Genomic DNA, 24,549 nt, shown 5'->3' on the forward strand with positions numbered 1-24,549 from the left:
CCACCGCTGGCCGTTGGAGCCGCGCGCCCGCACAGCGTGAATGGACGGCGAGCGCTGCCCTCGCTGGTTCGCTCGTGGCAGCCGTGTTCGGCTTGTTCCCTGTGCTTCAGCCGTCGGCCTGGGTGCCTCAGTCGCTGCTCGTCGTCGTCGCGACCACCGCGGCGGCTGTGCTCGTGAGGGCCCGATTCGGCGCGGCGCCGGCGGCGCCGGCGGTGACGGAGCGCGGCTCCGGGCTGACGGCAGTACGCCTGCGGGGGCTTCGCGCAGCAGCGCCGACCCTTGCGGCGGTCGCAGTGCTGGTGGCGATCAACGTTCCTCTCCACGCGCCCGACACGGCCATCGCCGGCATCGTGCCGACACCTGCCACGGTGGACCGGTTCGTCGACCTCGCCGTGGAGGGTCAGCTCTCGATCGCCTCGCAGGCGATCCCCGCAGTCGCCTCGCCCGGTATCGCGCTGCTGCTCACGCTGGGCCTCGGGCTCGTCGCCATCAGCATCGACGTGCTCGGGGGAGCGCTCCGGCTGCCCGCCGCGACCGCGATCCCGCTGCTGGCCGTGCTCGGCATCCCAGGGGTGGTCGTCACTGGCACAACGTCGTGGCTCGCGTTCATGGTCGCGAGCGGATGCTGGCTCCTCGCGCTCTGGCTGCATAGCGCCCGCGCCCGCGCCCGGCAGGCCCTCACCATCGGTGCGGTCGTGCTCGCCGGCACCCTGGTGATCGGGCCGAGCCTGATGGGGTTCGCTCTGCCGCGCAGCAATGGCACCGGGTTCAACGGCCTGCAGGTCGGAGTGAATCCCCTGATCGACCTCGGCACTGACCTGCGCCGAGACGTCGAGATCACCGCGCTCGATTACACGACCACACTCGAGACCGGCACCTACCTGCGCATGGCGACCCTCGACCGCATCGAGGGCCACGAGTGGGTGCCGGCTGGTGTGATCATCGACTCGTCCAACACCGTCGATGCGATACCGGAGCCGCCAGGGACCGGCGCCGACGTGGTGACGGAGCAGGTCACCACCACGATCCGAATCGGATCCGTCGTGGCCAGGTGGCTGCCGCTGCCGTACGCGCCGCGCAAGGTCGACGGACTGATCGGCCGCTGGTACTGGGAGGAGCGCGGGCACGCGGTGCGCGGCGCCGATACGTTCATCCGCGGGCAGGAGTACACCGTCGTCAGCGACTGGGTGCGGCCCACGGCCGCGCAGTTGCGAGCCGCGGGCAATTCGGTGCCTCGGTCGGTGCGCGCGTACCTCGAACTCGACCGCGCGCGCCTTCCGGAGAACATCGTCGACGAGACCATGCGGATCACGAGCGGCTTGACCTCCGCCTATGAGCGCGCGGAGGCGCTGCAGGCGCACTTCCGAAGCGGCGGCTTCGTGTACTCCGAAGAGGCGCCGGTCGACCGCGATTACGACGGCTCAGGGCTGGATGTCATCAGCCGGTTCCTCGAGGAGAAGAGCGGGTACTGCGTGCACTTCTCGTCGGCGATGGCCGTCATGGCTCGTGTCGCCGGCATCCCCGCGCGCATCGCCGTGGGGTTCCTGCCCGGCACCGCTGAATACGACCCCACGATCGGCGATGAGCGCTACACCGTGCTCTCCAGCGAGTTGCACGCGTGGCCCGAGCTCTACTTCGACGGAGTGGGATGGGTCGCATTCGAACCGACTCCTGGACGCGGTGTCGCACCGGACTTCGAAGCGCCTGTCGTCGATGACCCCAGCACGCCAGATGTCGACGAGTCGCGGCCGCAGCCGCCGGATGCGGCGGTCCCAGGCGGTCCTTCGGCGAGCCCCACGCTCGATCCGCGCGACGAGAACGTGACCGAGGCAGCCGACCTCAGCGACGACGTCACCGGCGTTGTGCTCACCGGGGCCGTGTTCGCGGTCATTCTGGCACTCGCCTGCGCACCGGGCGTCGTGCGGGGCGTGCTGCGACGCCGCCGCTTGCGCAGTGCGGATCCGGTGACGCTCTGGCATGAGATCTGCGCGACCGCAGAGGACGCCGGAATCGCGCCGCGCGTGGTCGAGACACCGAGGGCCTATTGCGCGCGGCTCGTCGAGCACGGCGGTGCACCCGCATCGGCGACGTACGCCCTGCTCGAGGCGGCCGAGCGACGGTGGTTCGGGCGTCATGTCGCACCCGCGGCGCATGTCGACGAGCTGCAGGGGGCGGCACGAGCGGTGGTCTCCGGCATCCGTGAGTCGCTTCGACCCGGTCGGCGCGTGCTCGCGATGATCGCACCGCTCTCGGTGCTCAGAGGCCGTTCCGGTGCTTCGGTCGCCCCACCCTCGAGTGTGTCGATGAGCACCGGAGGCGGCGACTAGGCTCTTGCCTCATGTGCACGTGGTCCGTCGTGCTGCCGGTCAAGGGTTCGCTCGGCAAGTCGCGCTTGCTGCTCGACGACCCCGGGGCACGCGCACGGCTCGCGGTCGCGTTCGCACTCGACACGATCGCCGCGGCATCCGCTGCGCGTCAGGTGGAGCGCATCGTCGTCGTGAGCGCCGATGCCCGCCTGCGTGGGGCCTTGCGCGGAGTCCAGGTGGTCGAAGACCCGCTGACCGGGCTCAACGCGGCCATCCGGGCGGGTCTTGAAGCGCTGGAAGGCCGGCGGCCCGCCGCTGTGCTCCTGGCGGATCTGCCGGCGTTAGCGCCCGGCGAGCTCGATAGCGCGCTCGAGGCGGCCTCGAAGCATCCCCTCGCCATGGTCCCGGATGCCGCCGGCACCGGCACGACGCTGACCACGGCTCTGCGCGCAGACGCGCTCGTGCCGCGGTTCGGCAAGGGATCGCGCCGCGCGCACAACTCGGCAGGACACCTCGAGCTCGATGTGTCGCCGACATCCGGCCTGCGCCGCGATGTCGACGACCTGGCCGACCTGGAAGCCGTCGCCCTCCGCGCCGGCGTGCACACCCGAGCGGTGCTCTCGTCGCTCTCCGGCGTCACCGCGCCCACGGCCGCACCTTCAGCGCAGGGCTCGTTCGAGCCGTCCGAGATCACGCCCGAAGGCCCGCTGCTCGCAAGCTGACCGCGATCAGCCGAGCGCCACCGCAAGCGCGTCGCGCGCGATCGCCGCCGACTGCTCGAGCGAGCTGAGATACAGCGGCCGGGCGACCGCGCGCATTCCCTCCGAATCGAGTTCGGGCACGACGGCGGAGTCGACGGTGTCGACGAGCCAACCATCGAGCAACCCGCCGTCGACGCGGGCGCCGTAGTGTCGCGCCACCGCGGCAGCCGACACGTCCACGTCGACCGCTGCCAGGCACTGCGCGGCCATGCCTCGCACGGCGGCACCGCCGATGATGGGGGAGACGCCGACGATCCGCGCGGAGGATGACACGACGGCATCCCGCAGCCCAGGCACACCGAGGATGGTGCCGATCGACACGACCGGGTTCGAGGGAGCGAGCAGCACGGCGTCGGCTGACGCGAGCGCGCCGAGCACCGACGGAGTCGGCCGAGCACGGTCGGCACCGACCTGCTCGAAGGCGAGGGCGGGAAGCGCTGCGCGGTGGCGCACCCACCACTCCTCGAAGTGCATGGTGCCCTGCTCGGTGACCACGTGCGTCTCGACAGGATCATCGCTCATCGGCAGCAGCGATACCCCGAGGTCCCATCGCGCGGCCAGGCGCGCGGTCGCCTCGGTGAGCGTCGCGCCTTCGCGCAGCCAGCTCGTGCGGGCGAGGTGCGTGCCGAGATCGAGATCGCCGAGCGTGAACCACGGCCATCCGGCGCCGTAGGCGGCGAGCTCGGCCGAGACGCGCTCGCTCTCACCCGCGCGTCCCCATCCTCGCTCGGCGTCGTTGACCCCGGCGAGGGCGTACATGATCGAGTCGAGGTCGGGGCAGACCCGCACCCCGGCGAGCCACAGATCGTCTCCGGTGTTCGTGATCACGGAGATCGTCGCCTCAGGTGCGACCTGGCGCAGGCCGCGCACGAACTTGGCGCCGCCCACTCCGCCCGCGAGCACGGCGATCCTGAGCCTCGAGGCGTTCGGCACCGATTCCGACCTGTGCCCGGCGTTCATGCCGTCTCCTCGGTGTCGAATGCGATCAGGGGACGCCCGGATCGCGGATGCTGAAGCACCGTCGCGCTGACCCCGTACACCTCGTGGATGAGGTCAGCGGTCAGCACCGACCGGGGGTCTCCCTCGGCAACGGTGCGTCCGCCCGCGAGCACTACGACGTGGTCGGCGTACCCGGCGGCCAGCGTGAGATCGTGCAACGCGGCAACCGCGGTGACTCCTTCAGCGGAGAGTCGGCGCAGTAGACCCAGCGTCGCGAGCTGCGCGCGGATATCGAGGTGGTTGGTCGGCTCGTCGAGCAGCAGCAGGCGGGGTTGCTGGGCGAGGGCGCGTGCCAGGTGCACGCGTTGCCGCTCGCCGCCTGATAGCGAGTCGAACGGCCGTTCTGCAAAGCCCTCCATGCCCACAGTGCGAAGGGCGCTCGCGACGATCTCGTCGTCGGCCGCGGTGGCGGTCGCGAGCAGCGACCGGTGAGGGGTGCGACCCAGTTCGACCGCGGCTCGCACCGAGAGCGCCACCTCCGAGCTCAGCTCCTGCTCCACCACGGCGACCGCGCGCGCCCGCGCACGACGGCCCTGTCCCAGCAGATCGGCGCCATCGAAGCGCACCGAACCCGACGCGAGCGGAACGATTCCCGCGATCCCGCGCAGCAGACTCGACTTGCCCGCACCGTTCGGTCCGATCAGGGCGGTCACGCCGCCCGCGGCGGTGAAGCTCACGCCTTCGACGACTCGCTGCCCTCCGAGCACCACCGTGGCATCGCGCACTTCGAGGCGAGCGCCTTCGACCGAGGCGTTGCTCGACCCACGGTTCGCAGCATCCGTTCGAGACGTCATGCCGAACGCCGCCTGGCCAGCAGCAGGGCGAACACGGGCGCGCCCACGATGGCGGTCACGATGCCCACCGGCAATTCCCGCGGGTCGAACAGCGTGCGCGCCGCGGTATCGGCCCAGAGCAGCACGATCGCCCCCGCGAGCGCCGAGAGCGGCAGGAGTGCGCGGTGGCGCGAGCCCGTCAGCAGCCGCACCGCGTGGGGCAGCACGAGTCCGATGAATCCGATCGAGCCGCTGACCGACACCATCGCGCCCGTGAGCAGCGCGGTGGCGGCGAGCAGCACCCACCGAGTCGCGGTGACGTTGACACCGAGCGCGGATGCTGTCGCGTCGCCGAACGCGAAGCTGTCGAGCGCTCCGCCCGAGAACAGCACAGGAACCCCCACCACGAGCAGCGCGACGCCCGCGATCGCGACAGTCGTCCATGTCGAGCCGGCGAGTGAGCCGAGCAGCCAGGCGAGGATCTCGCGAAAGGAGTCGCCCGTCGCCGACCAGAAGATGACAAGACTCGTCACCGCCGACGCGAGGGCCGAGACCGCGACCCCGGCGAGCACCGTGCGTGTCGGCGTCACGCCGCCGGCGGCGCCGGCGAGCAGCAGGGTCGCGATGAGCGCTGCGAACGCGCCTGCGAAGGCCGCCACGGGCAGCAGGATGCCGAGGCCCAGCAAGAGAACCCCCACCGCGCCGAGCGAGGCACCCGATGAGAGCCCCAGCAGGTACGGATCGGCGAGCGCGTTTCGAGTGAGCGCCTGCATCACGGTGCCGCTGATCGCGAGGCCCGCGCCCACCGCAGCCGCGGTCAGCACCCGAGGCAGTCGCAGCTCCCAGACGATGCCGTCGCGCAGCGCGTTGAGCGGACTGTCACCGAGGCCCAGGTGCGAGGCCACGCTTCGAAGCACCTCGTCGGGGCGAAGATCAGCCGCGCCGAAGCAGATCGCTGTCACCACTGAACCGGCGAGGGCGACGAGCAGCACAATGCCCCACGCAAGCGCCAGACCGCGGTCGCGGCGGGCGCTCGGCATCCGGGCGGCCGACCTCATCCGCTCAGCCGATGCCGAGTTCGCCGAGTTGCGCAACGACCGAGGCGACTGCCTCCACCGACCGCACTCCCGCCTCCCCGGCCGCGAACGGCACCACCACGAAGCGGTCCCGCCTGACCGCGGTGAGTTCAGCGGTCACCGGGTTCGACTTGAGCAGCTCGATCTTCTTCGCCGCGGTGTTCCACGAGGCATCCACGAGCACGATCACGTCGGGATCGGCTTCGATGACGGATTCCCAGCCGAGTGAGGTCCAGGTGTCCTCGATGCCCGCTGCGATGTTCTCGAGGCCGGCGGTCTCCATCACGAGCTGTGGCGCGCCGATTCCGGCACCGACATAGGGGGTGTCCGATCCCGATGAGTACCAGAGCGCCGTGAGGCCGGCGGTCGACGGCTCGATGTCAGCGAGCCGTTCGCGCTGCTGATCGATCAGCTCGGCGGCCTCCGTCTCTGCACCGAACACGTCGCCGGCCTCCGCGATCTCGTCGAACAGCACGTCGAAGGTGAGCTTCTCCGGCTTGTACTCGGGCGCCTTGCACGCCGAGGGGGCGACGTAGGTGCCGACTCCGAAGCTCGCGAGCGTGGCTCGTTCGCCCGCCGCATCGGCGGTGAGGTTCGACTCCCAGCCCGCGAACACGAAATCGGGTTCCAGGTCGAGCACCGCCTCTTGGCTGGGCGCGAAGTCGCTGATCACTGGGATGCCCGCGGCATCGTCGGCCCACTGCTCGGGCACCGGACCGTCGAGGAACGCGGCGCCGACGATGCGGTCGCCGAGGCCCAGTGCCAGCAGCAATTCGGTCGTCGTCGATTTGATGGTCACCACGCGCTGCGGTGGATGGTCGAGTGCGACCTCAACGCCGCAGTTGTCGGTGACTGCGGGCGCTGCGGCGTCGCCTGCGTCCGGGTTCGAATGCGCGGGCGCGGACGCGCACCCGGCTGTCAGGGCGATCAGCGAGGCAAGCGCGAGCAGCCCAGAGGCCCTGCGACCTCGGGGAGTGAACGATCGGTCGAAGGATGGGAGAAGCGGCATTGAGACTCCAGAAGAACGGATGCTGCGCTCACCAGCGCGGCGGAACCACGGACGTGCGGGCATGAGTGGCACGCGAGCGATCCGGCCGCCGGAGAACACCGGTCGGCGCTCCGCGCCAGCACAGCGCGGTGGAGTCGACACCAACCTACAACACGCGAAGTCTTGCCACTGTCACCGGCGGCGTCTAGGTTTGCGCCAAGCGGAAGTGCCTGGCGCGCCCCGCGGCTCCAAGACGACGACGTCTGAGATGTACCCAACTCCTCGGCGGGTGCAGGGCACCACTGCCGATGAACAGGAAGGCAGTGGCATGACGGTTGTACGAGCGGCGATCACGCAGACCACGTGGACCGGCGACAAGGAATCGATGATCGTCAAGCACGAGGGGTTCCTGCGCGATGCTGCCGCGCAGGGGGCACAGGTGATCTGCTTCCAGGAACTGTTCTACGGCCCGTACTTCGGCATCACCCAGGACCAGAAGTACTACGACTTCGCCGAGCCGATCCCTGGCCCGACCGTCGAGCGGTTCCAAGCCCTGGCGCGCGAGCACTCGATGGTGGTGGTGCTGCCGATCTACGAGGAGGAGCAGCCGGGCGTGCTCTACAACACCGCGGTCGTCATCGACGCCGATGGCAGCGTGCTCGGCAAGTACCGCAAGAACCACCTTCCGAACCTTCCGAGCTTCTGGGAGAAGTTCTACTTCAGGCCGGGAAACCTCGGCTGGCCAGTGTTCGACACCGCGGTCGGCCGCATCGGTGTGACCATCTGCTATGATCGCCACTTCCCAGAGGGATGGCGCGTGCTCGGCCTCGCCGGCGCCCAGATCGTCTTCAATCCGAATGCCTCGAAGCCCGGGCTCTCCAACCGGCTGTGGGAGCTCGAGCAGCCCGCTGCCGCCGGCGCGAACGGCTACTTCGTGGGCGTCCCCAACCGGGTGGGGCGCGAGGACAACGAGTACGGCGACGACGCGGTCGACTTCTACGGCACCTCGTACTTCGTCGACCCCCGGGGCAACTTCGTGGGGGAGAAGGCCTCAGACTCCACCGAGGAACTCGTCATCCGCGACCTCGACCTGTCGCTCGTGCGCTCGGTGCGCAATGACTGGCAGTTCTATCGCGACCGGCGTCCTGACGCCTACGGCCCGATCGTGGCGCCGTAGGCGCGGGCGAAGGCTGGAGGCGACGATGAAGACTCTGATCAAGAACGGCCTGGTGGTCAGTTCCACCGGGCGGCAGCCTGCTGATGTGCTCATCGACGGCGAGACGATCGCCGCGGTGCTCGCACCCGGTTCGGTGCTGCTCGGTTTCGACATCGAGCAGAACGTGGATGTCGTCATCGACGCCGCGGGCAAGTACGTCATCCCGGGCGGTATCGATGCGCACACGCACATGTCGTTGCCGTTCGGGGGCACCGCCGCATCCGACACGTTCGAGACCGGTACGCGCGCGGCGGCCTGGGGCGGCACGACGACCATCATCGACTTCGCCGTGCAGACCTTCGGCCAGCGCCTCGAGGACGGCCTCGCGAAGTGGCACTCGATGGCAGAGGGCGAGTGCGCCATCGATTACGGCTTCCACCAGATCGTGGGCGACGTGAATGACGAGTCGCTTCGAGCACTCCGGGGGCTCGTCGACCAGGGCATCACGAGCTTCAAGCTGTTCATGGCCTACCCCGGGGTGTTCTACAGCGACGACGCGCAGGTGCTTCGAGCCATGCAGGTGTCCGCCGACACCGGCATGCTGACGATGATGCACGCTGAGAACGGCCCCGCGATCGACGTGCTGGTGCAGCAGTTGCTCGCTGAGGGCAAGACCGACCCCTACTACCACGGCATCGCCCGAGCCTGGCAGCTGGAGGAGGAGGCGACGCATCGAGCGATCATGCTCGCCGACCTCACGGGGGCCCCGCTCTACGTCGTGCACGTGAGCGCTCGTCAGGCCGTCGAGCAGCTCGCGGCTGCCCGCGACCGCGGCCGGAACGTGTTCGGCGAGACCTGCCCGCAGTATCTGTACCTCTCACTCGAGGACAACCTCGGAGCGCCGGGCTTCGAGGGCGCCAAGTGGGTGTGCTCGACCCCCCTCCGTTCGAAGCACGAGGGCCATCAGGACTACCTCTGGCAGAGCCTTCGCACCAATGATCTCCAACTGGTGTCGACGGACCACTGCCCGTTCTGCATGAAGGGTCAGAAGGAGCTCGGGCTCGGTGACTTCTCGAAGATCCCGAACGGGATCGGCAGCATCGAGCACCGCATGGACCTGCTCTATCAAGGCGTGGTAGAGGGCCGCATCAGTCTGGAGCGCTGGGTCGAGATCACCTCCACCACCCCGGCGCGCATGTTCGGCCTCTACGGCCGCAAGGGCGTGATCGCACCCGGCGCGGATGCCGACATCGTCGTGTACGACCCGAATGGTCACACGTCGATCGGCTACAACAAGACCCACCACATGAACATGGACTACTCGGCGTGGGAGGGGTACGAGATCGACGGCCACGTCGACACGGTGCTGGCCCGAGGGAAACGCGTCATCGACGGCGGCCAGTACCTGGGCGCCAAGGGCGACGGCCGATTCCTTCGCCGCGATCTGAGCCAGTACCTGATCTGAGGAGCCTCATGGACTTCGGAATCGTGCTGCAGCCCAACCCTCCGGCATCCCGCACCGTGCACCTGGCGAAGCTCGCCGAGCAGTACGGCTTCACCACGGCGTGGACCTTCGACTCGCATCTGCTCTGGCAAGAGCCGTACGTGATCTACAGCAAGATCCTCGCCGAGACGCATCGCATCAGGGTCGGCCCGTTCGTCACCAACCCGGCGACACGAGACTGGACCGTCACCGCGTCGATCTTCGCCACGCTCAACGAGCTGTACGGCAACCGCACGATCTGCGGCATCGGCCGTGGCGATTCGGCGGTCCGGGTGACCAACGGCAAGCCCACGACCCTGGGAGAGCTCCGCGAGGCCGTGCACGTCATCCGGGAACTGGCCAACTGCCGCCCGGTGGAGCATCGCGGCGCAACACTGCGGCTGCCATGGGCGGAGGAATCGCGGCTGGAGGTCTGGATCGCCGCGTATGGGCCGAAAGCCCTTGCTCTCGCGGGTGAGATCGGCGACGGGTTCATCCTCCAGCTCGCCGACCTGGATATCGCCCAGTGGATGATCGGCCAGGTGCGGGATGCCGCTGCCGCGGCGGGCCGCGACCCCGGCTCGGTCAAGTTCTGCGTTGCTGCGCCCATGTACATCGGCGACGACGTCGACCACATGCGCGATCAGTGCCGGTGGTTCGGCGGCATGGTGGGGAACCATGTCGCGGATATCGTCACGCGGTACGGGACGACGGGCGCTGTTCCCGCAGCGCTCACCGAGTACATCGCCGGCCGCGTCGACTACGACTACAACGAGCACGGCAAGGCCGACAACACGCACACCGACTTCGTTCCCGATGAGATCGTCGACAGATTCTGCGTGCTGGGCGACGCAGCCGCGCACATCGACAAGCTCAAGGCGCTCAAGGCGCTCGGCGTCGACCACTTCGCCGGGTACCTGCAGCACGACAACAAGGAGGAGACCCTCCGCGTGTACGGCGAAACGGTGATGCCCGCGCTCGCAGAGCACACCCTCGCGAAAGCATGACCGCGGCCAGTGTGAGCAACTGGTGAGGATGGGAGACAGGATGACGCAACCGGATGCCGCAGAAGGAGCCCGGGCGTACTCGCTCGACCGCGGCAGTGTGTTCCACTCCTGGTCGGCGCAGCGGTCGCTCTCACCGCTGGTGATCGCCGGGGGAGAGGGGTCGACGGTCTGGGACTACGACGGCAATCGCTATCTCGATATGTCGAGCCAGCTGGTGTACACGAACCTCGGTCACCAGCATCCCGCGGTGATCGAGGCGATCAAACGTCAGGCCGACCGACTCGTCACCGTGGCGCCGGCTCACGCGAACCTGGCGCGCGGTGAAGCGGCCGAGCGCATCCTCGCGCGGGCCGGGTCGATCTTCAGCAAGGTGTTCTTCACCAACGGCGGGGCCGATGCGAATGAGAACGCCATCAGGCTCGCCCGCCTCAGCACGGGGCGCGACAAGGTGCTCAGCACCTATCGCAGCTACCACGGCAACACGGGCTCTGCCATCGCGGCGACCGGCGACTGGCGACGCGTGCCCAACGAGTACGCGCGCTCCCACGTGCACTTCTTCGGTCCCTTCCTGTACCGATCGGAGTTCTGGTCCGATTCGGTGGAGCAGGAGTGCGAGCGCGCCCTGCACCACCTCGAGCGAGTCATCCAGGCAGAGGGGCCGGCGTCGATCGCTGCGATCCTTCTCGAAACGGTTCCCGGCACCGCGGGGGTGATCGTGCCGCCGCCCGGCTACCTGCCGGGCGTGCGTGCGCTCGCAGACAAGTACGGCATCGTGCTCATCCTCGATGAGGTGATGGCCGGGTTCGGGCGCACCGGCGAGTGCTTCGCGTTCCAGGGGTTCGATGTCGTTCCCGATCTCATCACCTTCGCCAAGGGTGTCAACTCCGGCTACGTGCCCGCCGGCGGTGTGGTGCTCTCAGAGGCGATCGCGAGCGCATTCGACGATCGCGTCTTCCCTGGAGGGCTGACCTACTCCGGGCATCCGCTCGCCATGGCCGCGATCGTCGCCACCATCGACGCGATGGAGCATGAGGGGGTCGTCGAGCACGCGCGCATGCTCGGAGACGAGTTCATCGGGCCCGGCCTCGCGGCGCTCCAGGAGCAGCACCGGCTGATCGGCGAGGTGCGCGGCTTGGGCGTGTTCTGGGCGCTCGATCTCGTGGTGGACCGTGAGACTCGAGAACCGGTGTCGCCCACGATCGTCGGCCGGCTGAAGGATGAGCTCATGCAGCGAGGGGTGCTACCGTTCACCGCCGACAACCGAATCCACGTCGTGCCGCCGTGCACGATGTCGCCCGCGGACGTCGCTCGATGCCTCGCCATGCTCGACGAGGCGTTCACCGCGGTCGAGGCGGAATAGGCAAGACAGCACTCGCGGAGTTTAGGTAAGGCATGCCATACTTAGGCAATGCTTCCTTTCGCGCCCGACGCTCCGCTGCTAACGCGCGAGCATAGCCTCGTCGAGGCGGATGCCCCAAGGGCGCGGCGCTTCGAAGAGCTTCCGTCGAAGACCGACTCGCCGGGCTACCGGCCGTACCGTGTTCGGTTGACCGCGCTGACACCCCTGACTCCGAGCTTCGTGCGAGCGACGTTCACGGGACCGGAGCTCGACCGCTTCGGAACCGATGGTCTCGACCAGCGGGTGAAGCTGGTGTTCCCGCTGCTGGGCGTGCCCGGAATCGGGATCTCCGATTTCGGGTTCGACGATCCCCGCACCATTGCCGATGGCGATTGGTACGCCAGGTGGCGAGCGCTTCCCGATGAGCTTCGCAACCCGTTCCGCACCTACACCGTGCGCGCCGTGCGGCCTGGTGCCGGGCAGGTCGATGTCGACCTCGTGCGGCACCCCACCGCGCCGGGCACGTCTGCCGGGCCGGCCGCGCGCTGGCTCGCCCAGGCACGCGTCGGCGACGAACTCGTGCTCATCGGCCCCGACGCCGGCAGCATCCACAGTGCGATCGGCATCGACTGGCAGCCCGGCGACGCCCGCGAACTGCTGCTCGCGGGCGACGAGACCGCCGCCCCGGCGATCTGCAGCGTGCTCGAGCAGCTGCCCGCAGACCGCCGGGCGACGGCGTTCATCGAGGTGCCCGACTCGCGAGACGCGCTTCCGATCGCTGTGGCACCCGACCAGCACCGGATCACCTGGCTGCCGCGCGAGGGCCGGCCCACGGGCGCGCTGCTCGAGCCGGCCGTCCGGGCGTGGTTGACGCGGCATCCCGAGACCTTCGCCACCGGGCTCGCCTCGGCGCCACAGCGAATCAACGAGGTCGACGTCGACTCCGAACTGCTATGGGAGTCGCCCGGCAGGCTCGACGGTGACGGCTTCTATGCCTGGCTCGCCGGAGAAGCCGGCGTCATCAAGTCGCTCAGACGCTTGCTCGTCTCCGAAACCGGCATCGACCGCCGCCGGGTCGCGTTCATGGGCTACTGGCGCCTCGGAAAGGCAGAGGCGCAGTAGCGCATGGCTGCGGCACTCCCCGCGGTAGCGGCGGTGCACGGCCGAGTGCGGTCGCGCACCGATTCTTCCGTGCGCCGAACAGTCGGGCTCGCGGCCTGCGGCGCGGTGCTGCTCGCTGCCGTTTGGCTGAGCCTCGCAGTCGGCTCGCGTTCACTCGACCCCGCGACGGTCATCGGTGCGCTGACCGATCCCTCCTCGGCATCCGTCGACCACCTGGTCGTGCGAGAGCTGCGGGTTCCTCGAACCGTCATCGGCATCGCGGTGGGAGCCGCGCTCGCCGTCGCCGGAACCCTCATGCAGGGACTCACCCGCAACCCTCTCGCCGATCCTGGGCTCCTCGGCGTCAACGCGGGAGCGTCGCTCTTCGTGGTGCTCGCCATCACGCTGTTCGGCCTCACCTCGCCCGCCGCGTTCGTCTGGTTCGCCTTCGCCGGCGCGGCAGCTGCGACAGTACTCGTCTACGCCGTTGGATCCGCGGGCCGGGAGGGCGCGACGCCGATGCGCCTGGCGCTCGCCGGCACCGCCTTGACGGCCGGGATCACCTCGATCATCTCCGTGCTGCTCATCACCCGGCTCGACACCGTCAACGCGTACCGCCTCTGGTCGGTGGGCTCGCTGGCAGCGCGTGAGCTCGGCGACCTCGCGACGCTGTTGCCCTTCCTTCTCGCGGGGATCGTGCTCGCGGCGATCTGCGCTCGGCCGCTCGATCTGCTCGCGATGGGCGACGACCTCGCCCGCGGGCTCGGCCAGAACCTGGCACTTGCCCGCATCACGGCCACCCTCGCGATCGTGCTGCTGTGCGGCGCCGCCACCGCACTGGCCGGCCCGATCGTCTTCATCGGGCTCGTGATCCCGCACATCGTTCGGCCGTTCGTCGGTGCCTCGCACGGCTGGATGCTGGCCTGGGCGTGTCTGCTCGGGCCCGCACTGCTGCTGCTCGCCGACGTCATCGGCCGCATCGTGGCCGCGCCCGGCGAGCTCGAAGCCGGCCTCGTCGCCGCGGCGATCGGGGCCCCGGTGATGATCGCCGTGGTGCGCACCTCCAAGGCGGTTCGGCTGTGACCGCGAGCGTCGCTAGAGCTGCTCTCGCTCCCGCTGATGGTGAGCGCCGACACCGAAGCAGACGCCACAGCACCGTCACCGCGGTGCTCGCCCTGCTGCTCATCGCGCTCACCGTCGGAGGCCTGCTGGCAGGTCCGTTCGGGGTCGGCATCGAAGAACTGCTCCGGCTCGTGACTGGCGCAGCGTCAGGCGCGACCGAGTTCGTCGTCGTCACGCTGAGGATGCCGCGGCTCGCGCTCGGCGCGCTGGTCGGTGCCGCGCTCGCGCTCGCCGGCGCCCTGTTCCAGACCGTGCTGCGCAATCCGCTCGCGAGCCCTGACATCATCGGAGTCAGCCAGGGCGCTGTCGCGGCGGCCGCCGCAGGCATGCTGCTGTTCGGGTTGAGCGGAGCGCCGCTGGCGCTGATGGCCTTCGCCGGTGCGGTCACGGTCGCGGCCGCCATCTCCCTGATCGCCGGGCGGGGGCGCGCGGCGGGCTACCGCTTCGTGCTCACCGGCGTCGGCGCCGCGTTCTTCCTGCAGGCGTGCACCGGCTTCCTGCTCACTCGCGGTGAGGTGCGCGAGGTGCAGCAGGCGCTCGTCTGGATGGTCGGCGGGCTCTCGGGCGCGGCCTGGCCCGACGTTGCAGTGCTCGCCGGAGCTTTCACCGTGCTCGTGACCGCTGCGGCGCTGACCGCGCGGCCGCTGCGCATCCTGCAACTCGGCGACGACGCAGCGGCCGGGCTGGGCGTGCGAGCCGACCGCGCGCGCCCGATGGTGCTCGCCGTAGGAGTCGCGCTCGCCGCGGTCGCGGTCGCCTTCGCGGGACCGATGGTCTTCGTCGCCTTCATCTCGGCGCCGATCGTGCGGCGATTGCTCGGCGACGGCTCACTCGCCCTCGTGCCCACAGCGCTGTTCGGTGCGGCCCTCGTGCTCGCGGCCGACCTCGTCGCGCAGTACGCCATCCCCGGAGCGCAACTGCCCGCGGGCATCGTAACCGGCCTGATCGGCGCCCCGTACCTGCTGTGGCTGCTCGCCACCCGACGTGGAGGAAGCTCATGACGCGAAAGCCGGCCCACGAACTGAGCGCCGAAGGCCTCACCCTCGCGTACGACGGGCGCCCCGTCATCTCGGAGCTCACCCTCACCATCGAACCGGGAGCGGTCACAGTCATCGTCGGTGCGAACGGATGCGGCAAGTCGACTCTGCTTCGAGGACTCGCTCGTCTGCTGAAGCCGGTCGCCGGTGAAGTGCGCCTCGACGGCAGGCAGCTCCGCCGCGAGCCCGGCAGGCGCCTGGCGCGCGTGCTCGGCATCCTGCCGCAATCGCCCGTCGCGCCCGAGGGCGTCACCGTTCGAGATCTGGTGGCGCGCGGACGGCATCCCCATCAGCGCTTCATGCAGACCTGGAGCAGCGCGGATGCCGCCGCCGTGGCGACCGCGCTGCGGTCCACCGGCCTCGAGCCTCTCGCGCACCGCCGCGTCGACGAGCTCTCGGGCGGGCAGCGCCAGCGCGCCTGGATCGCGATGGCGCTGGCACAGGACCCCGACATCCTGCTGCTCGACGAGCCCACCACATTCCTCGACGTCATGCACCAGCTCGAAGTGCTCGACCTGCTGCACGAGGCGAACCGCACGCGCGGCACGACTGTCGTCATGGTGCTGCACGATCTCAACCTCGCGGCCCGGTATGCCGATCGGCTGGTCGTGATGGCCGGGGGAGGCGTGCTCGCAGAGGGCGCTCCTCGAGACGTCATCAGCACCGAACTCGTGCGCGAGGCGTTCGGCCTCGATGCGCGCATCGTCGACGACCCCGTGTGCGGCGCCCCGATGGTGGTGCCCATCAGTCGCACTCACGGCGCCGTCGCATGAGGCGTGGCCCACAACCCCCGGCATCCCGCAGCCATCCGGCCTTCGACCAACGACAACCGACCTGCCACTCGTTCCTGACCCACTAAGGAGCCCTATGTCCAGACGACTCATTCGCGCAGCCGTGCTCGCGGCCGCAAGTGCACTCCTGCTCGCCGGTTGCAGCGCCGGCGCGCCCGCGACCGGCGAGAGCTCCGGCCCGTCCCGCGACGCCGGGGCCATCGAGGTCGAGCACGCCTTCGGCACCACGACGATCGAAGGCGCCCCCGAGCGCGTGGTGACGCTCGGCTGGGGGAGCACCGACGCGGCGATCGCGCTCGGGGTCGTACCGGTCGCGATCGAGCAGCAGTCGTACGGCGCCAACGCAGACGGCTACCTGCCCTGGGTCGAGGAGGCGGTGAAGGATGCCGATGCCGAACTGCCGACGCTGATCCCCGAGCAAGTCGATGCGCCGGCGTACGAGGCCATCGCCGCCGCCGAGCCCGATCTGATCATCGCGGCCTACTCCGGGATCACAGAGGAGCAGTACGCACTGCTCTCTCAGATCGCACCGACGGTCGCGTACCCCGATGCGCCCTGGGCAACCCCCTGGCGCGACGTCATCGGCATCGTGGGCAAGTCGCTCGGGCTCGAGAGCGAGGCGGCGGCCCTGCTCGACGACATCGACGCGACCATCGCCGATGCGGCCGAGACGCACCCACAGCTCAACGGCAAGACGGTTGCGGCGGTGTGGGACGTGGGCGGCACGTTCTACGTGTACAAGTCGGCCGACGCGCGCGTGCAGTTCCTGTTCGATCTCGGTCTCGAGAACGCGCCGGCCGTCGACGAGCTCGCGAGCGGCGACTCGACGTTCTACTACACGCTCAGCTATGAGCAGCTGGACCGGCTCGACAGCGATGTGCTCGTCGCATTCGCAGATGCGGAGGCGGATGCCGAGCGCTTCCTCCAGCAGCCGTACGCCGCGCTCATCCCTGCGGTGAACGAGGGGCACGTCGCCTCGGTCACTGGAACGGAGCTCATCGCCGCCGTGTCTCCGCCCACCGCGCTCTCGCTCACCTGGGGCCTGGACGACTACCTCGAGGCGCTGACCGCAGCGGTCGACTGAGCCGCGCGGCCCGGGCGCCCCGCCTGCAGCGGTGCTCGCCACTGCAGGCGGGGCGCAAAGGGAGCGCACAGCCCCCGACGGTAGGATCGTCTCTCATGTCCAGACCAGCCGATTCGCCGTACATCCTCGATGTGTACGAGCTCATGCACCGCCCTGGGCAGATGCGCGAGCGGGAACTCAGCTTCCCCGCTCCGGAGCAGTTGGGCGAGGGCATGATCTCGGTCAAGCCCGGCGTACCGCTCGACATCGACGTGCGGCTCGAAGGGCTGCACGAGGGCATCCTCGTCTCCGGTGACATCCGCAGCAGCGCGACGGGTGTCTGCGTGCGCTGCCTCATCGACATCGAGCAGCCCGTTCAAGTCGAATTCCAAGAGCTTTTCGCGTATTCTTCCGATGAAGCCTTCGACTATGAGGTTCACGACGACCACGTGGATCTTGAACCCGTAGTCAGAGATGCGGTAGTGCTGTCGCTGCCGTTCCAGCCGGTGTGCCGGCCGGATTGCCCAGGCCTCGACCCGGTCACGGGTGAGCGCCTCGCTGATATGCCCGCCTCGGAACCCGAAGCAGTGATCGATCCGCGATGGGCTGCGCTCGAAGGTTTTCAGGCAGCCGCAACTGACGATGAAGGCACCGAGCCCGGTGCCGAGAGAGAGAAGAGATAGCCATGGCCGTTCCCAAGCGGAGACTCTCGCGTGCCAACTCCCGTGCCCGCCGCTCGCAGTGGAAGGCGACTCCGGTGCAGCTGGTGAAGACCATCGAGAACGGCAAGGTCACCTACAGCCTTCCCCACCGCGCGCGCGTGGTCGAGGACGCTGCCGGCACCCCGCTCTTCATGGAGTACAAGGGCCGCAAGGTCGCGGACGCCTGAGCCGGCGCTGAAGCCCGTGCTCGCTGGTCCAGAGCGCGATGCGGGTCTGAGCGACCTCAGCAGTCGGATCGGCATCGACATCGATGCCGATCTGCTCGCGGTGGCGCTGACGCACCGCTCATACGCGTATGAGCACGGTGGGCGGCACAACGAGAGGCTCGAGTTCCTCGGTGACTCGATCCTCGGCCAGGCCGTCACCGTCAAGCTCTTCAGGGAGTACCCCGACCTCGACGAGGGAGAGCTCGCCAAGCGACGGGCAAGCCTCGTCTCGAGTGTCGCCCTCGCAGAGATCGCCCGAGCGATCAAGCTGGGCGAGCATCTTCGCCTCGGCCGCGGCGAGGAGATGACCGGCGGTCGCGACAAGTCGTCCATCCTGGCAGACACGGTCGAGGCGATCATCGGCGCTGTCTACATCGGCGCCGGACCCGAATCAGCGACTGCCCTGGTGCTGCGTCTGGTCGAGCCGCTCATGGCGGATGCTGAGCGCTTCGGTGCCGCGATGGACCCGAAGACGAGCCTCCAGGAGCTCGTCGCCGCTCGCGATCTCGGCGCCCCCGCATACCGTGTGAGCGGCACGGGGCCCGATCACAACAAGACATTCACCGCCGAGGTGGTGGTGGCCGACGAGCTGATCGCCACGGGTGTCGGCACAAGCAAGAAGCAGGCCGAGATGGCAGCCGCCCTCGAGGCGTGGACCGTGCTGCAGTCGCGCAAGTGAACGCACTCGACGATCCGAAGCACAAGGGCGAGCATGCCCGAACTCCCTGAAGTCGAGGTCGTGCGGCTCGGACTGGAACCGGCCGTTCGCGGGGCCACAGTTCGCGCGGTCGACGTGCGCGACATCCGTTCGCTGCGACGGCATCCTGGCCCTGCGGAAGAGTTCGTGGATCGTCTGGTCGGTGCCCAGATCGTCGCCGCAGTGCGACGCGGCAAGTTCCTTTGGCTGCCGCTCGAGCATCCGGCGGTGACTGGCGACCGCGCCGATGAGGCGCTCGTCGCCCACCTTGGGATGAGCGGCCAGCTACTGCTCCGAGCGGCCGACGCGCCGGATGATCGGTTCACGCGCATCCGTCTGCTCGTCGACCATCCCGACCACGGCGAACTGGCCGTGCACTTCGCCGACCAGCGCGTCTTCGGCGCCATGGCGCTCGACCAGTTGTTGCCCACGTCGGACGGTGCGCCGGGAGGCGCCGGTTCGACGGACGCGACGGTTCCCTCCCAGGTGAGCCATATCGCCCGTGACCCGCTCGACCCCGCGTTCTCAGCCCGAGAGTTCTTCACCCGCATGGCGCGTCGCGACTCAGGCATCAAACGCGTGCTGCTCGATCAGACCCTGATCAGCGGCATCGGCAACATCTACGCGGATGAAGCGCTGTGGGCGGCGAGGCTGCACTTCGATCAACCCGCATCGAGCATCAGCCGGCGCAAGGCGGGGGAACTGCTCGCGGCGCTCCGCGGAGTGCTCGAGAAGGCGCTCGATGAGGGCGGAACGAGCTTCGACTCGCAGTACGTGAACGTCAACGGCCAGGCCGGCTACTTCGCGCACTCGCTCAACGCGTACGGCAGACACGGCTTGACCTGCCCGCGATGCGGCACCGTCATGCGCCGAGAACAGTTCATGAATCGCGGCAGCCACTTCTGCCCGCGCTGCCAGCGACTCCGCCGCGAGTGACTTCGTGTGCGGGCGCGCGATGCGCCGCTCAGGATGCGTCGTCGAGACGTTTGCGCCAGGCGCCCTCGATGCCGACGGGCACGAAGCCGACCGCTTCGTTGACGCGGAGCATGTACCGGTTCTCTTCGGCGTTGAACGTCACGACCGAGGGATGCCCCGGTTTCACCTCTTCAAGGTGGCGGAGGTTCGCCAGCTTCAGCAGCATGCCGAGCGCGTGGCCGCGGTGCTCACGCGTGACCAGTGTGTCGCCCTGGTCGACGGCGCGATCGACCGAGACCGGTGCCGACAGTTCGGTGAAGCCCGCGAGACGCCCGGTCGGCACATGCTCGGCCGCGACGGTGAGCATGGTGCGCGTGCTCTCGGCGGCGCGGTCGTCGGCGTCGCGGATGCGCGCGGCATCCCACTGCTCCTCGGCGAACTCGATGCCCGCGCTCGGAGCGTCGACGCTCATGCGTTGCCGCAGATGCGCGAAGTCATCGATCCACCGATCCGGCGTGCGGCCCTGCCAGCGAACGATCCGATACTCATCGCCGGCCGCTTCGAGTGCCCGCTGCTCCAGCACCCTGAACGTCGTGTCGTCCACCGGGAGCGCCAAGCGGCTGATGCGGGTCACCTGCTCCAGCCGGTAGCCCAAGCCGCGGAAGAACCGCACGCCGTCGTCCTTCGACCACACGGCGCCCTGCCCTGTGGGCGGCACGATCTTCGCTCCTCCTGCGTTGAGCCGGTGAAGGGCGAACGCCTGCAGTGTCGTCACCTGCTGTTCGCGGGCGAACCAGACGATCCCCTCGTGCAGCGCGAGGCCGATGCCGCGATCCCGGAACTCCGGCAGCACTCCGATGTCGAAGAACCCGACGTGCTCGTCCTCGGCCTGCCACTCGAACACGCCGCGCGCGACGATCCGGCCGTCAACCCTGGCGATGAGCGCTCGCATCGGCGAGTACGGGTCGTGCCAGTGGGGGAGGAGGTCTTCGGGGGAGTAGTTCAGATCGTCGTTACCGACGATGTCTGCCTCGACCGCGTTCCGCACGGCCGTCATCTCGATGAAGGCAGGTCCGTGTTCGTCGTCGAGCCGTCGAGGGATGCTGAGCTCCTCGATCGTGAACCCGGCCATCGTCGTCCCCTCCTCGTCGTGGTCGTGCCCGCGGTCCCGCGTGACCTCGTCCTCCTGCGGGAAGCAGTACAGCCTATGGCGGCACCGCGTTGCTGTCGAGGTCACGGCCGCACGGTCGGGTACCGTTGTCGCAGCGTTCGACCGGTGCGTCGGCGCCGTGCGAGACCGAGCGAGACCGAGCGACGACAGGCGGCTGCGTGTATCTGAAGAGTCTGACCCTCAAGGGGTTCAAGTCCTTCGCGCAACCCACCACGTTCGCATTCGAACCCGGCGTCACCTGTGTAGTCGGCCCCAACGGGTCGGGCAAGAGCAACGTCGTCGACGCGCTCGCCTGGGTGATGGGCGAGCAGGGAGCGAAGACCCTGCGCGGCGGCAAGATGGAGGACGTCATCTTCGCCGGCACGTCCACACGCGGGCCGCTGGGCCGAGCGGAAGTGACCCTTACCATCGATAACTCCGACGGCGCCCTGCCGATCGAGTACTCCGAGGTGACGATCAGCCGCACGCTGTTCCGCAATGGAGGCAGCGAATACGCCATCAATGGCGAAGGATGCCGTCTGCTCGACGTGCAAGAGCTGCTCAGCGACTCGGGGCTCGGCCGCGAGATGCACGTCATCGTCGGTCAGGGCCGACTCGACAATGTGCTGCACGCGAGCCCCGAGGAACGGCGGGGGTTCATCGAAGAGGCTGCCGGCATCCTGAAGCACCGTCGCCGCAAGGAGAAGACGCTCCGAAAGCTCGAGGCGATGCAGGCGAACCTCACGCGCCTGAACGACCTCGCCGGCGAGCTGCGCCGACAGCTCAAGCCGCTCGGGCACCAGGCCGAGATCGCGCGCGAGGCGCAGACCATCGCCGCCATCGTGCGCGACGCCCGGGCGCGGCTCCTGGCCGACGAGGTCGTGCAGTTGCGGGCTGCGATCACCGAGTTCAGTCGCACCGAGCACGAGCGCAAGAGCGAGCGCATCGTGCTGCAGGAGCAGGCAGATCAAGCCCGCTTGCGCCAGAACCGTCTGGAGCAGGCGATGAGCGGGGATGCCGTCGACGCCGCCCGCCGTGTCGCCTTCGCGCTCGAGCAGGTGCAGGAGCGCCTGCGCAGCCTGTACTCGCTCGCGAACCAGAAGCTCGCGCTGCTCGGGCAGCAGGCTGAGCTGCCGGGGATGCAATCGACGGTTTCGCAGCAGATGGTCGATGACGCGCGGTCGGAGGCGGAACGCCTTCGCGGCGACATCGCCCAGGCCGAAGGCGCCGTCGCACGAGCAGCGGCCGCGACAGCGACAGCCAAGGCATCCCTCGATTCGCTCGATGAGGAGATCAGCGCGCAGAGCGCGCTCGTCTCGCAGCACGATCTGGAGCTCGCGCGGCTCGCGAGCAAGACCGAGGTCGCCCAGTCGTCGCTCGCCGCCGCGCGAGGCGAATCGCTTCGCCACGAGCACAGTCTTGAGCAGGCCCAGCAGCGCTTGAAGGACGCGCGCGGCCGATACGACGAGTTCGAAGCCCAGCGGCATCCCGATCAGGAGCCGGCGGATGCCGAGCTCGACGAGACCCAGTCGGCCGCCGAGGAGCAGGTGGTCGCGCTGCAGTCGCAGTTGGAGACCGCGCGCGAGGCGTTGCATGCCGACGAGCGGGAACGCGACGCGCTCGCCGCGCGAAGCAGCGCGCTCTCTCGCGCGCTCGACTCACGCAGTGCGACCGGGGGACTGGTCGATGCCGACCTGCCCGGTCTCCTCGGCCCGGTGGCCGACCACGTGCAGGTGCAGCCCGGCTTCGAAGCTGCGGTGGCCGCAGCGCTCGGCACGCTCGCCGAGGCGCTCCTCGCCTCCGACGCGGGTGCCGCGCACGCCGCGCTGGAGCACGCCGCGGCCAACGACCTCGGCCGAGTCGAGTTGGTCGTGGCGGATGCCGCGGCCCACGCGCCGCAGTGGCCCGAGGTGGCGGGGCTGCAGCCGGCGGCATCCGTCGTCACGGCTCCGAGCGGCGTGCTTGGTGTGCTCGGGCACGTCACGATCGCCGATGATCTGGGTGCTGCACGGAAGGCGGTGCCGCTGCTGCGGCAAGCGCTCGGCACGGTGCCGGTCACGCTGGTGACGCGCGACGGCGATGTGCTGACCGAGCACGTGCTGCGCGGTGGCTCCGGGGGGTCGCAAGGACGCATCGAACTCTTGGCTGAGAGGGATGCCGCCGCTGAACGACTCGTCGAGGTCACCGCGGCCGTCGAGCAGCGTCGAAGCGAGGTCGACGCGCTGCGTGAGGCGCTGAGCGCCGCGAAGCAGCGAGCCGCGGCCGCTGCCGAGGCCGTGCGCGATCGTGACCGGCGTCTCGCCGCGCATACCGAACAGCTCGGGCGCGCTCGTGTGCAGCTCGAAGCAGCGGAGGCCGAGTGCGAACGCCTGCAGGCGGCACGAGACCGTGCGGCGGAATCAGCGCGCGTGGCAGAGGCCGCCGTCGACCGCGCGAGGGCCGAGCATGAGGAGTACGCGGCGCGGCCGCGCCCCATCCTCGACGTGTCGGCGCGCGACGGCATGGTCGCCGAGCTCGACCGGGCGCGCGCAGCCGAATTGCAGGCGCGCGTCGAGCTCGAAACCGCCCGTGAGCGGGTGCGTGCCGAGCAGCAGCGCGCTGACGAGCTCTCGCGCCAACTCGACGCGGAGCGCGATGCCGCCCGGGAGCAGGCTCGACTCGCGGTGCTGCGCCAGCGGCAGATCGCAGCTGCGGCCTCGGTCATCGAGGCGCTGCCGCCCGTGCTGAACTCGGTCGATCGCTCGGTCGCCGATGCACGCGTGCGGCTTGCCGCGGCGGAGGCGGAGCGAGCCGCCCAGAACGAAGAGCTCTCCGAGCTGCGCCGAACCGAGAGCGCACTGCGAGAGCGCCTGCACGCCGCGAGCGAGCAGGTGCACGGGCTCGAGATGCAGCTGTACGAGAAGAAGCTGCACCTCTCGTCGCTGCTGGAGCGCGCGGGGGACGAGCTGGGATTGGTGGAAGACGTGCTCGTCGCCGAGTACGGACCGCATGTTCCGGTGCCGGTCGACAAGGCGCCGGGCGATACGGATGCCGCTGTGTCGACGCTCCAGCGCGAGGCCGACGCCCAGGCGGACGATGCACAGGCGGGCGATGCACAGGCGGGCGATGCCCGGTCGAGCGATGGAAGCGCCGACGGTGGTGCCGCTCCTGAACGTGAGGTCGTCGCGTTCGACCGCGCCGCACAGCAGCGCCGCCTCGCCGCGGCGGAGCGCAAATATCAGCAACTGGGGCGAGTGAACCCGCTCGCGCTCGAAGAGTTCGCAGCACTCGAGCAGCGGCACAAGTTCTTGACCGAACAACTCGCCGACCTCACACAGACCCGCAAGGACCTGCTCGCGATCATCGACGAACTCGACGGCAAGATGCAGGAGATCTTCGAGGCCGCGTTCGAAGACACGCGGACGGCGTTCAACGAAGTGTTCCCGGTGCTCTTCCCCGGCGGCACCGGAAGCCTGCAGCTGACCAACCCCGACGACCTGCTCACCACCGGCATCGAGGTCACGGTCAAGCCCGCCGGCAAGAAGATCGAGCGGCTCTCGCTGCTCTCCGGCGGCGAGCGGTCGCTCGCGGCGGTCGCGCTGCTGATCGCCATCTTCAAGGCGCGTCCGAGCCCGTTCTACATCATGGACGAGGTCGAGGCCGCGCTCGACGACGCGAACCTCGGCCGCCTGCTCACCATCTTCGAGGACCTGCGCGAGTCGTCGCAGCTCATCGTCATCACGCACCAGAAGCGCACCATGGAGATCGCCGACGCGCTCTACGGCGTCTCGATGCGGCAAGACGGAGTCTCCGCAGTCGTCGGTCAGCGCGTCCGCGTCGAAGAACGCAGCGCCTGACCGCCGGCCCGGGCGCGTGCC

The 24,549-nt window shown here is 69.3% G+C and carries 21 protein-coding genes; 16 read left to right on the forward strand and 5 right to left on the reverse strand.

The window, feature by feature from the left end:
• The first annotated feature begins 74 nt into the window (after nt 1-74).
• Both QF206_RS01650 and cofC read left to right on the forward strand, forming a co-directional pair.
• Nucleotides 75-2,327: a transglutaminase TgpA family protein gene (locus QF206_RS01650; RefSeq protein ID WP_281487458.1), complete on the forward strand. Its 2,253-nt coding sequence runs from the start codon at nt 75-77 to the stop codon at nt 2,325-2,327.
• Between the two features lie 11 nt (nt 2,328-2,338).
• Complete coding sequence (gene cofC, locus QF206_RS01655; protein WP_281487459.1) at nt 2,339-3,028, forward strand: 2-phospho-L-lactate guanylyltransferase; 690 nt, start codon at nt 2,339-2,341, stop codon at nt 3,026-3,028.
• Between the two features lie 6 nt (nt 3,029-3,034).
• Here cofC and cofD read toward each other — a convergent pair whose 3' ends face one another.
• From cofD to QF206_RS01675, 4 genes are read right to left on the reverse strand one after another with little or no spacing between them, the layout of a single operon-like run.
• Nucleotides 3,035-4,027 carry a 2-phospho-L-lactate transferase gene (gene cofD / locus QF206_RS01660; RefSeq protein ID WP_281487460.1) on the reverse strand — a complete coding sequence of 331 codons (993 nt, stop codon included), beginning with the start codon at nt 4,025-4,027 and terminating at the stop codon, nt 3,035-3,037.
• Entirely contained in the window at nt 4,024-4,860 is an 837-nt protein-coding gene (locus QF206_RS01665; RefSeq protein ID WP_281487461.1) for an ABC transporter ATP-binding protein, read from the reverse strand. Before QF206_RS01665 ends, cofD begins: the two co-directional genes overlap by 4 nt.
• Nucleotides 4,857-5,897, reverse strand: a complete 1,041-nt coding sequence (locus QF206_RS01670) for a putative F420-0 ABC transporter permease subunit (RefSeq protein ID WP_281487462.1) — start codon at nt 5,895-5,897, stop codon at nt 4,857-4,859. The genes QF206_RS01665 and QF206_RS01670 overlap by 4 nt, the downstream gene beginning before the upstream one ends.
• Before the next feature lie 4 nt (nt 5,898-5,901).
• Nucleotides 5,902-6,924 (reverse strand): putative F420-0 ABC transporter substrate-binding protein, encoded by a 1,023-nt coding sequence (locus tag QF206_RS01675; protein ID WP_281487463.1) that lies wholly within the window; start codon nt 6,922-6,924, stop codon nt 5,902-5,904.
• A 307-nt stretch (nt 6,925-7,231) separates the two neighbouring features.
• Here QF206_RS01675 and QF206_RS01680 point away from each other — a divergent pair, with 307 nt between their 5' ends.
• The 13 genes from QF206_RS01680 to mutM all read left to right on the forward strand — a co-directional run bounded on the left by QF206_RS01680 (nt 7,232) and on the right by mutM (nt 19,563).
• Nucleotides 7,232-8,080, forward strand: a complete 849-nt coding sequence (locus tag QF206_RS01680) for a nitrilase-related carbon-nitrogen hydrolase (protein ID WP_281487464.1) — start codon at nt 7,232-7,234, stop codon at nt 8,078-8,080.
• A gap of 25 nt (nt 8,081-8,105) precedes the next feature.
• Nucleotides 8,106-9,524, forward strand: a complete 1,419-nt coding sequence (gene hydA, locus QF206_RS01685) for a dihydropyrimidinase (protein ID WP_281487465.1) — start codon at nt 8,106-8,108, stop codon at nt 9,522-9,524.
• An 8-nt stretch (nt 9,525-9,532) separates the two neighbouring features.
• Nucleotides 9,533-10,549: a TIGR03842 family LLM class F420-dependent oxidoreductase gene (locus tag QF206_RS01690; RefSeq protein ID WP_281487466.1), complete on the forward strand. Its 1,017-nt coding sequence runs from the start codon at nt 9,533-9,535 to the stop codon at nt 10,547-10,549.
• A 40-nt stretch (nt 10,550-10,589) separates the two neighbouring features.
• On the forward strand, nt 10,590-11,909 hold the full coding sequence (locus QF206_RS01695; RefSeq protein ID WP_281487467.1) for an aspartate aminotransferase family protein: 1,320 nt from the start codon (nt 10,590-10,592) through the stop codon (nt 11,907-11,909).
• 48 nt (nt 11,910-11,957) lie between these two features.
• Nucleotides 11,958-13,010, forward strand: coding sequence for a siderophore-interacting protein (locus QF206_RS01700; RefSeq protein WP_281487468.1), 1,053 nt, complete (start codon nt 11,958-11,960; stop codon nt 13,008-13,010).
• Nucleotides 13,011-13,013: 3 nt separating this feature from the next.
• Complete coding sequence (locus tag QF206_RS01705; protein WP_281487469.1) at nt 13,014-14,072, forward strand: FecCD family ABC transporter permease; 1,059 nt, start codon at nt 13,014-13,016, stop codon at nt 14,070-14,072.
• On the forward strand, nt 14,069-15,112 hold the full coding sequence (locus QF206_RS01710; protein WP_281487470.1) for a FecCD family ABC transporter permease: 1,044 nt from the start codon (nt 14,069-14,071) through the stop codon (nt 15,110-15,112). The genes QF206_RS01705 and QF206_RS01710 overlap by 4 nt, the downstream gene beginning before the upstream one ends.
• Nucleotides 15,109-15,921, forward strand: a complete 813-nt coding sequence (locus QF206_RS01715) for an ABC transporter ATP-binding protein (protein WP_281487471.1) — start codon at nt 15,109-15,111, stop codon at nt 15,919-15,921. The genes QF206_RS01710 and QF206_RS01715 overlap by 4 nt, the downstream gene beginning before the upstream one ends.
• A gap of 94 nt (nt 15,922-16,015) precedes the next feature.
• Nucleotides 16,016-17,023 carry an iron-siderophore ABC transporter substrate-binding protein gene (locus tag QF206_RS01720; protein ID WP_281487472.1) on the forward strand — a complete coding sequence of 336 codons (1,008 nt, stop codon included), beginning with the start codon at nt 16,016-16,018 and terminating at the stop codon, nt 17,021-17,023.
• A 95-nt stretch (nt 17,024-17,118) separates the two neighbouring features.
• On the forward strand, nt 17,119-17,685 hold the full coding sequence (locus QF206_RS01725) for a YceD family protein (RefSeq protein ID WP_281487473.1): 567 nt from the start codon (nt 17,119-17,121) through the stop codon (nt 17,683-17,685).
• Nucleotides 17,686-17,687: 2 nt separating this feature from the next.
• On the forward strand, nt 17,688-17,891 hold the full coding sequence (rpmF, locus tag QF206_RS01730; protein ID WP_281487474.1) for a 50S ribosomal protein L32: 204 nt from the start codon (nt 17,688-17,690) through the stop codon (nt 17,889-17,891).
• Nucleotides 17,892-17,907: 16 nt separating this feature from the next.
• Nucleotides 17,908-18,609, forward strand: a complete 702-nt coding sequence (gene rnc, locus QF206_RS01735; protein ID WP_281487475.1) for a ribonuclease III — start codon at nt 17,908-17,910, stop codon at nt 18,607-18,609.
• 33 nt (nt 18,610-18,642) lie between these two features.
• Nucleotides 18,643-19,563 (forward strand): bifunctional DNA-formamidopyrimidine glycosylase/DNA-(apurinic or apyrimidinic site) lyase, encoded by a 921-nt coding sequence (mutM, locus tag QF206_RS01740; RefSeq protein WP_281487476.1) that lies wholly within the window; start codon nt 18,643-18,645, stop codon nt 19,561-19,563.
• 28 nt (nt 19,564-19,591) lie between these two features.
• On the opposite strand, the gene QF206_RS01745 is transcribed toward mutM, so the two are convergent.
• On the reverse strand, nt 19,592-20,779 hold the full coding sequence (locus tag QF206_RS01745) for a GNAT family N-acetyltransferase (RefSeq protein WP_281487477.1): 1,188 nt from the start codon (nt 20,777-20,779) through the stop codon (nt 19,592-19,594).
• Nucleotides 20,780-20,871: 92 nt separating this feature from the next.
• Between QF206_RS01745 and smc the strand changes: the two genes are divergently transcribed.
• Nucleotides 20,872-24,528, forward strand: coding sequence for a chromosome segregation protein SMC (smc, locus tag QF206_RS01750; RefSeq protein WP_281487478.1), 3,657 nt, complete (start codon nt 20,872-20,874; stop codon nt 24,526-24,528).
• The last annotated feature ends 21 nt before the right edge of the window (nt 24,529-24,549 follow it).

The sequence above is a fragment of the Ruicaihuangia caeni genome, from assembly GCF_029952955.1.
GTDB lineage: Bacteria > Actinomycetota > Actinomycetes > Actinomycetales > Microbacteriaceae > Ruicaihuangia > Ruicaihuangia caeni.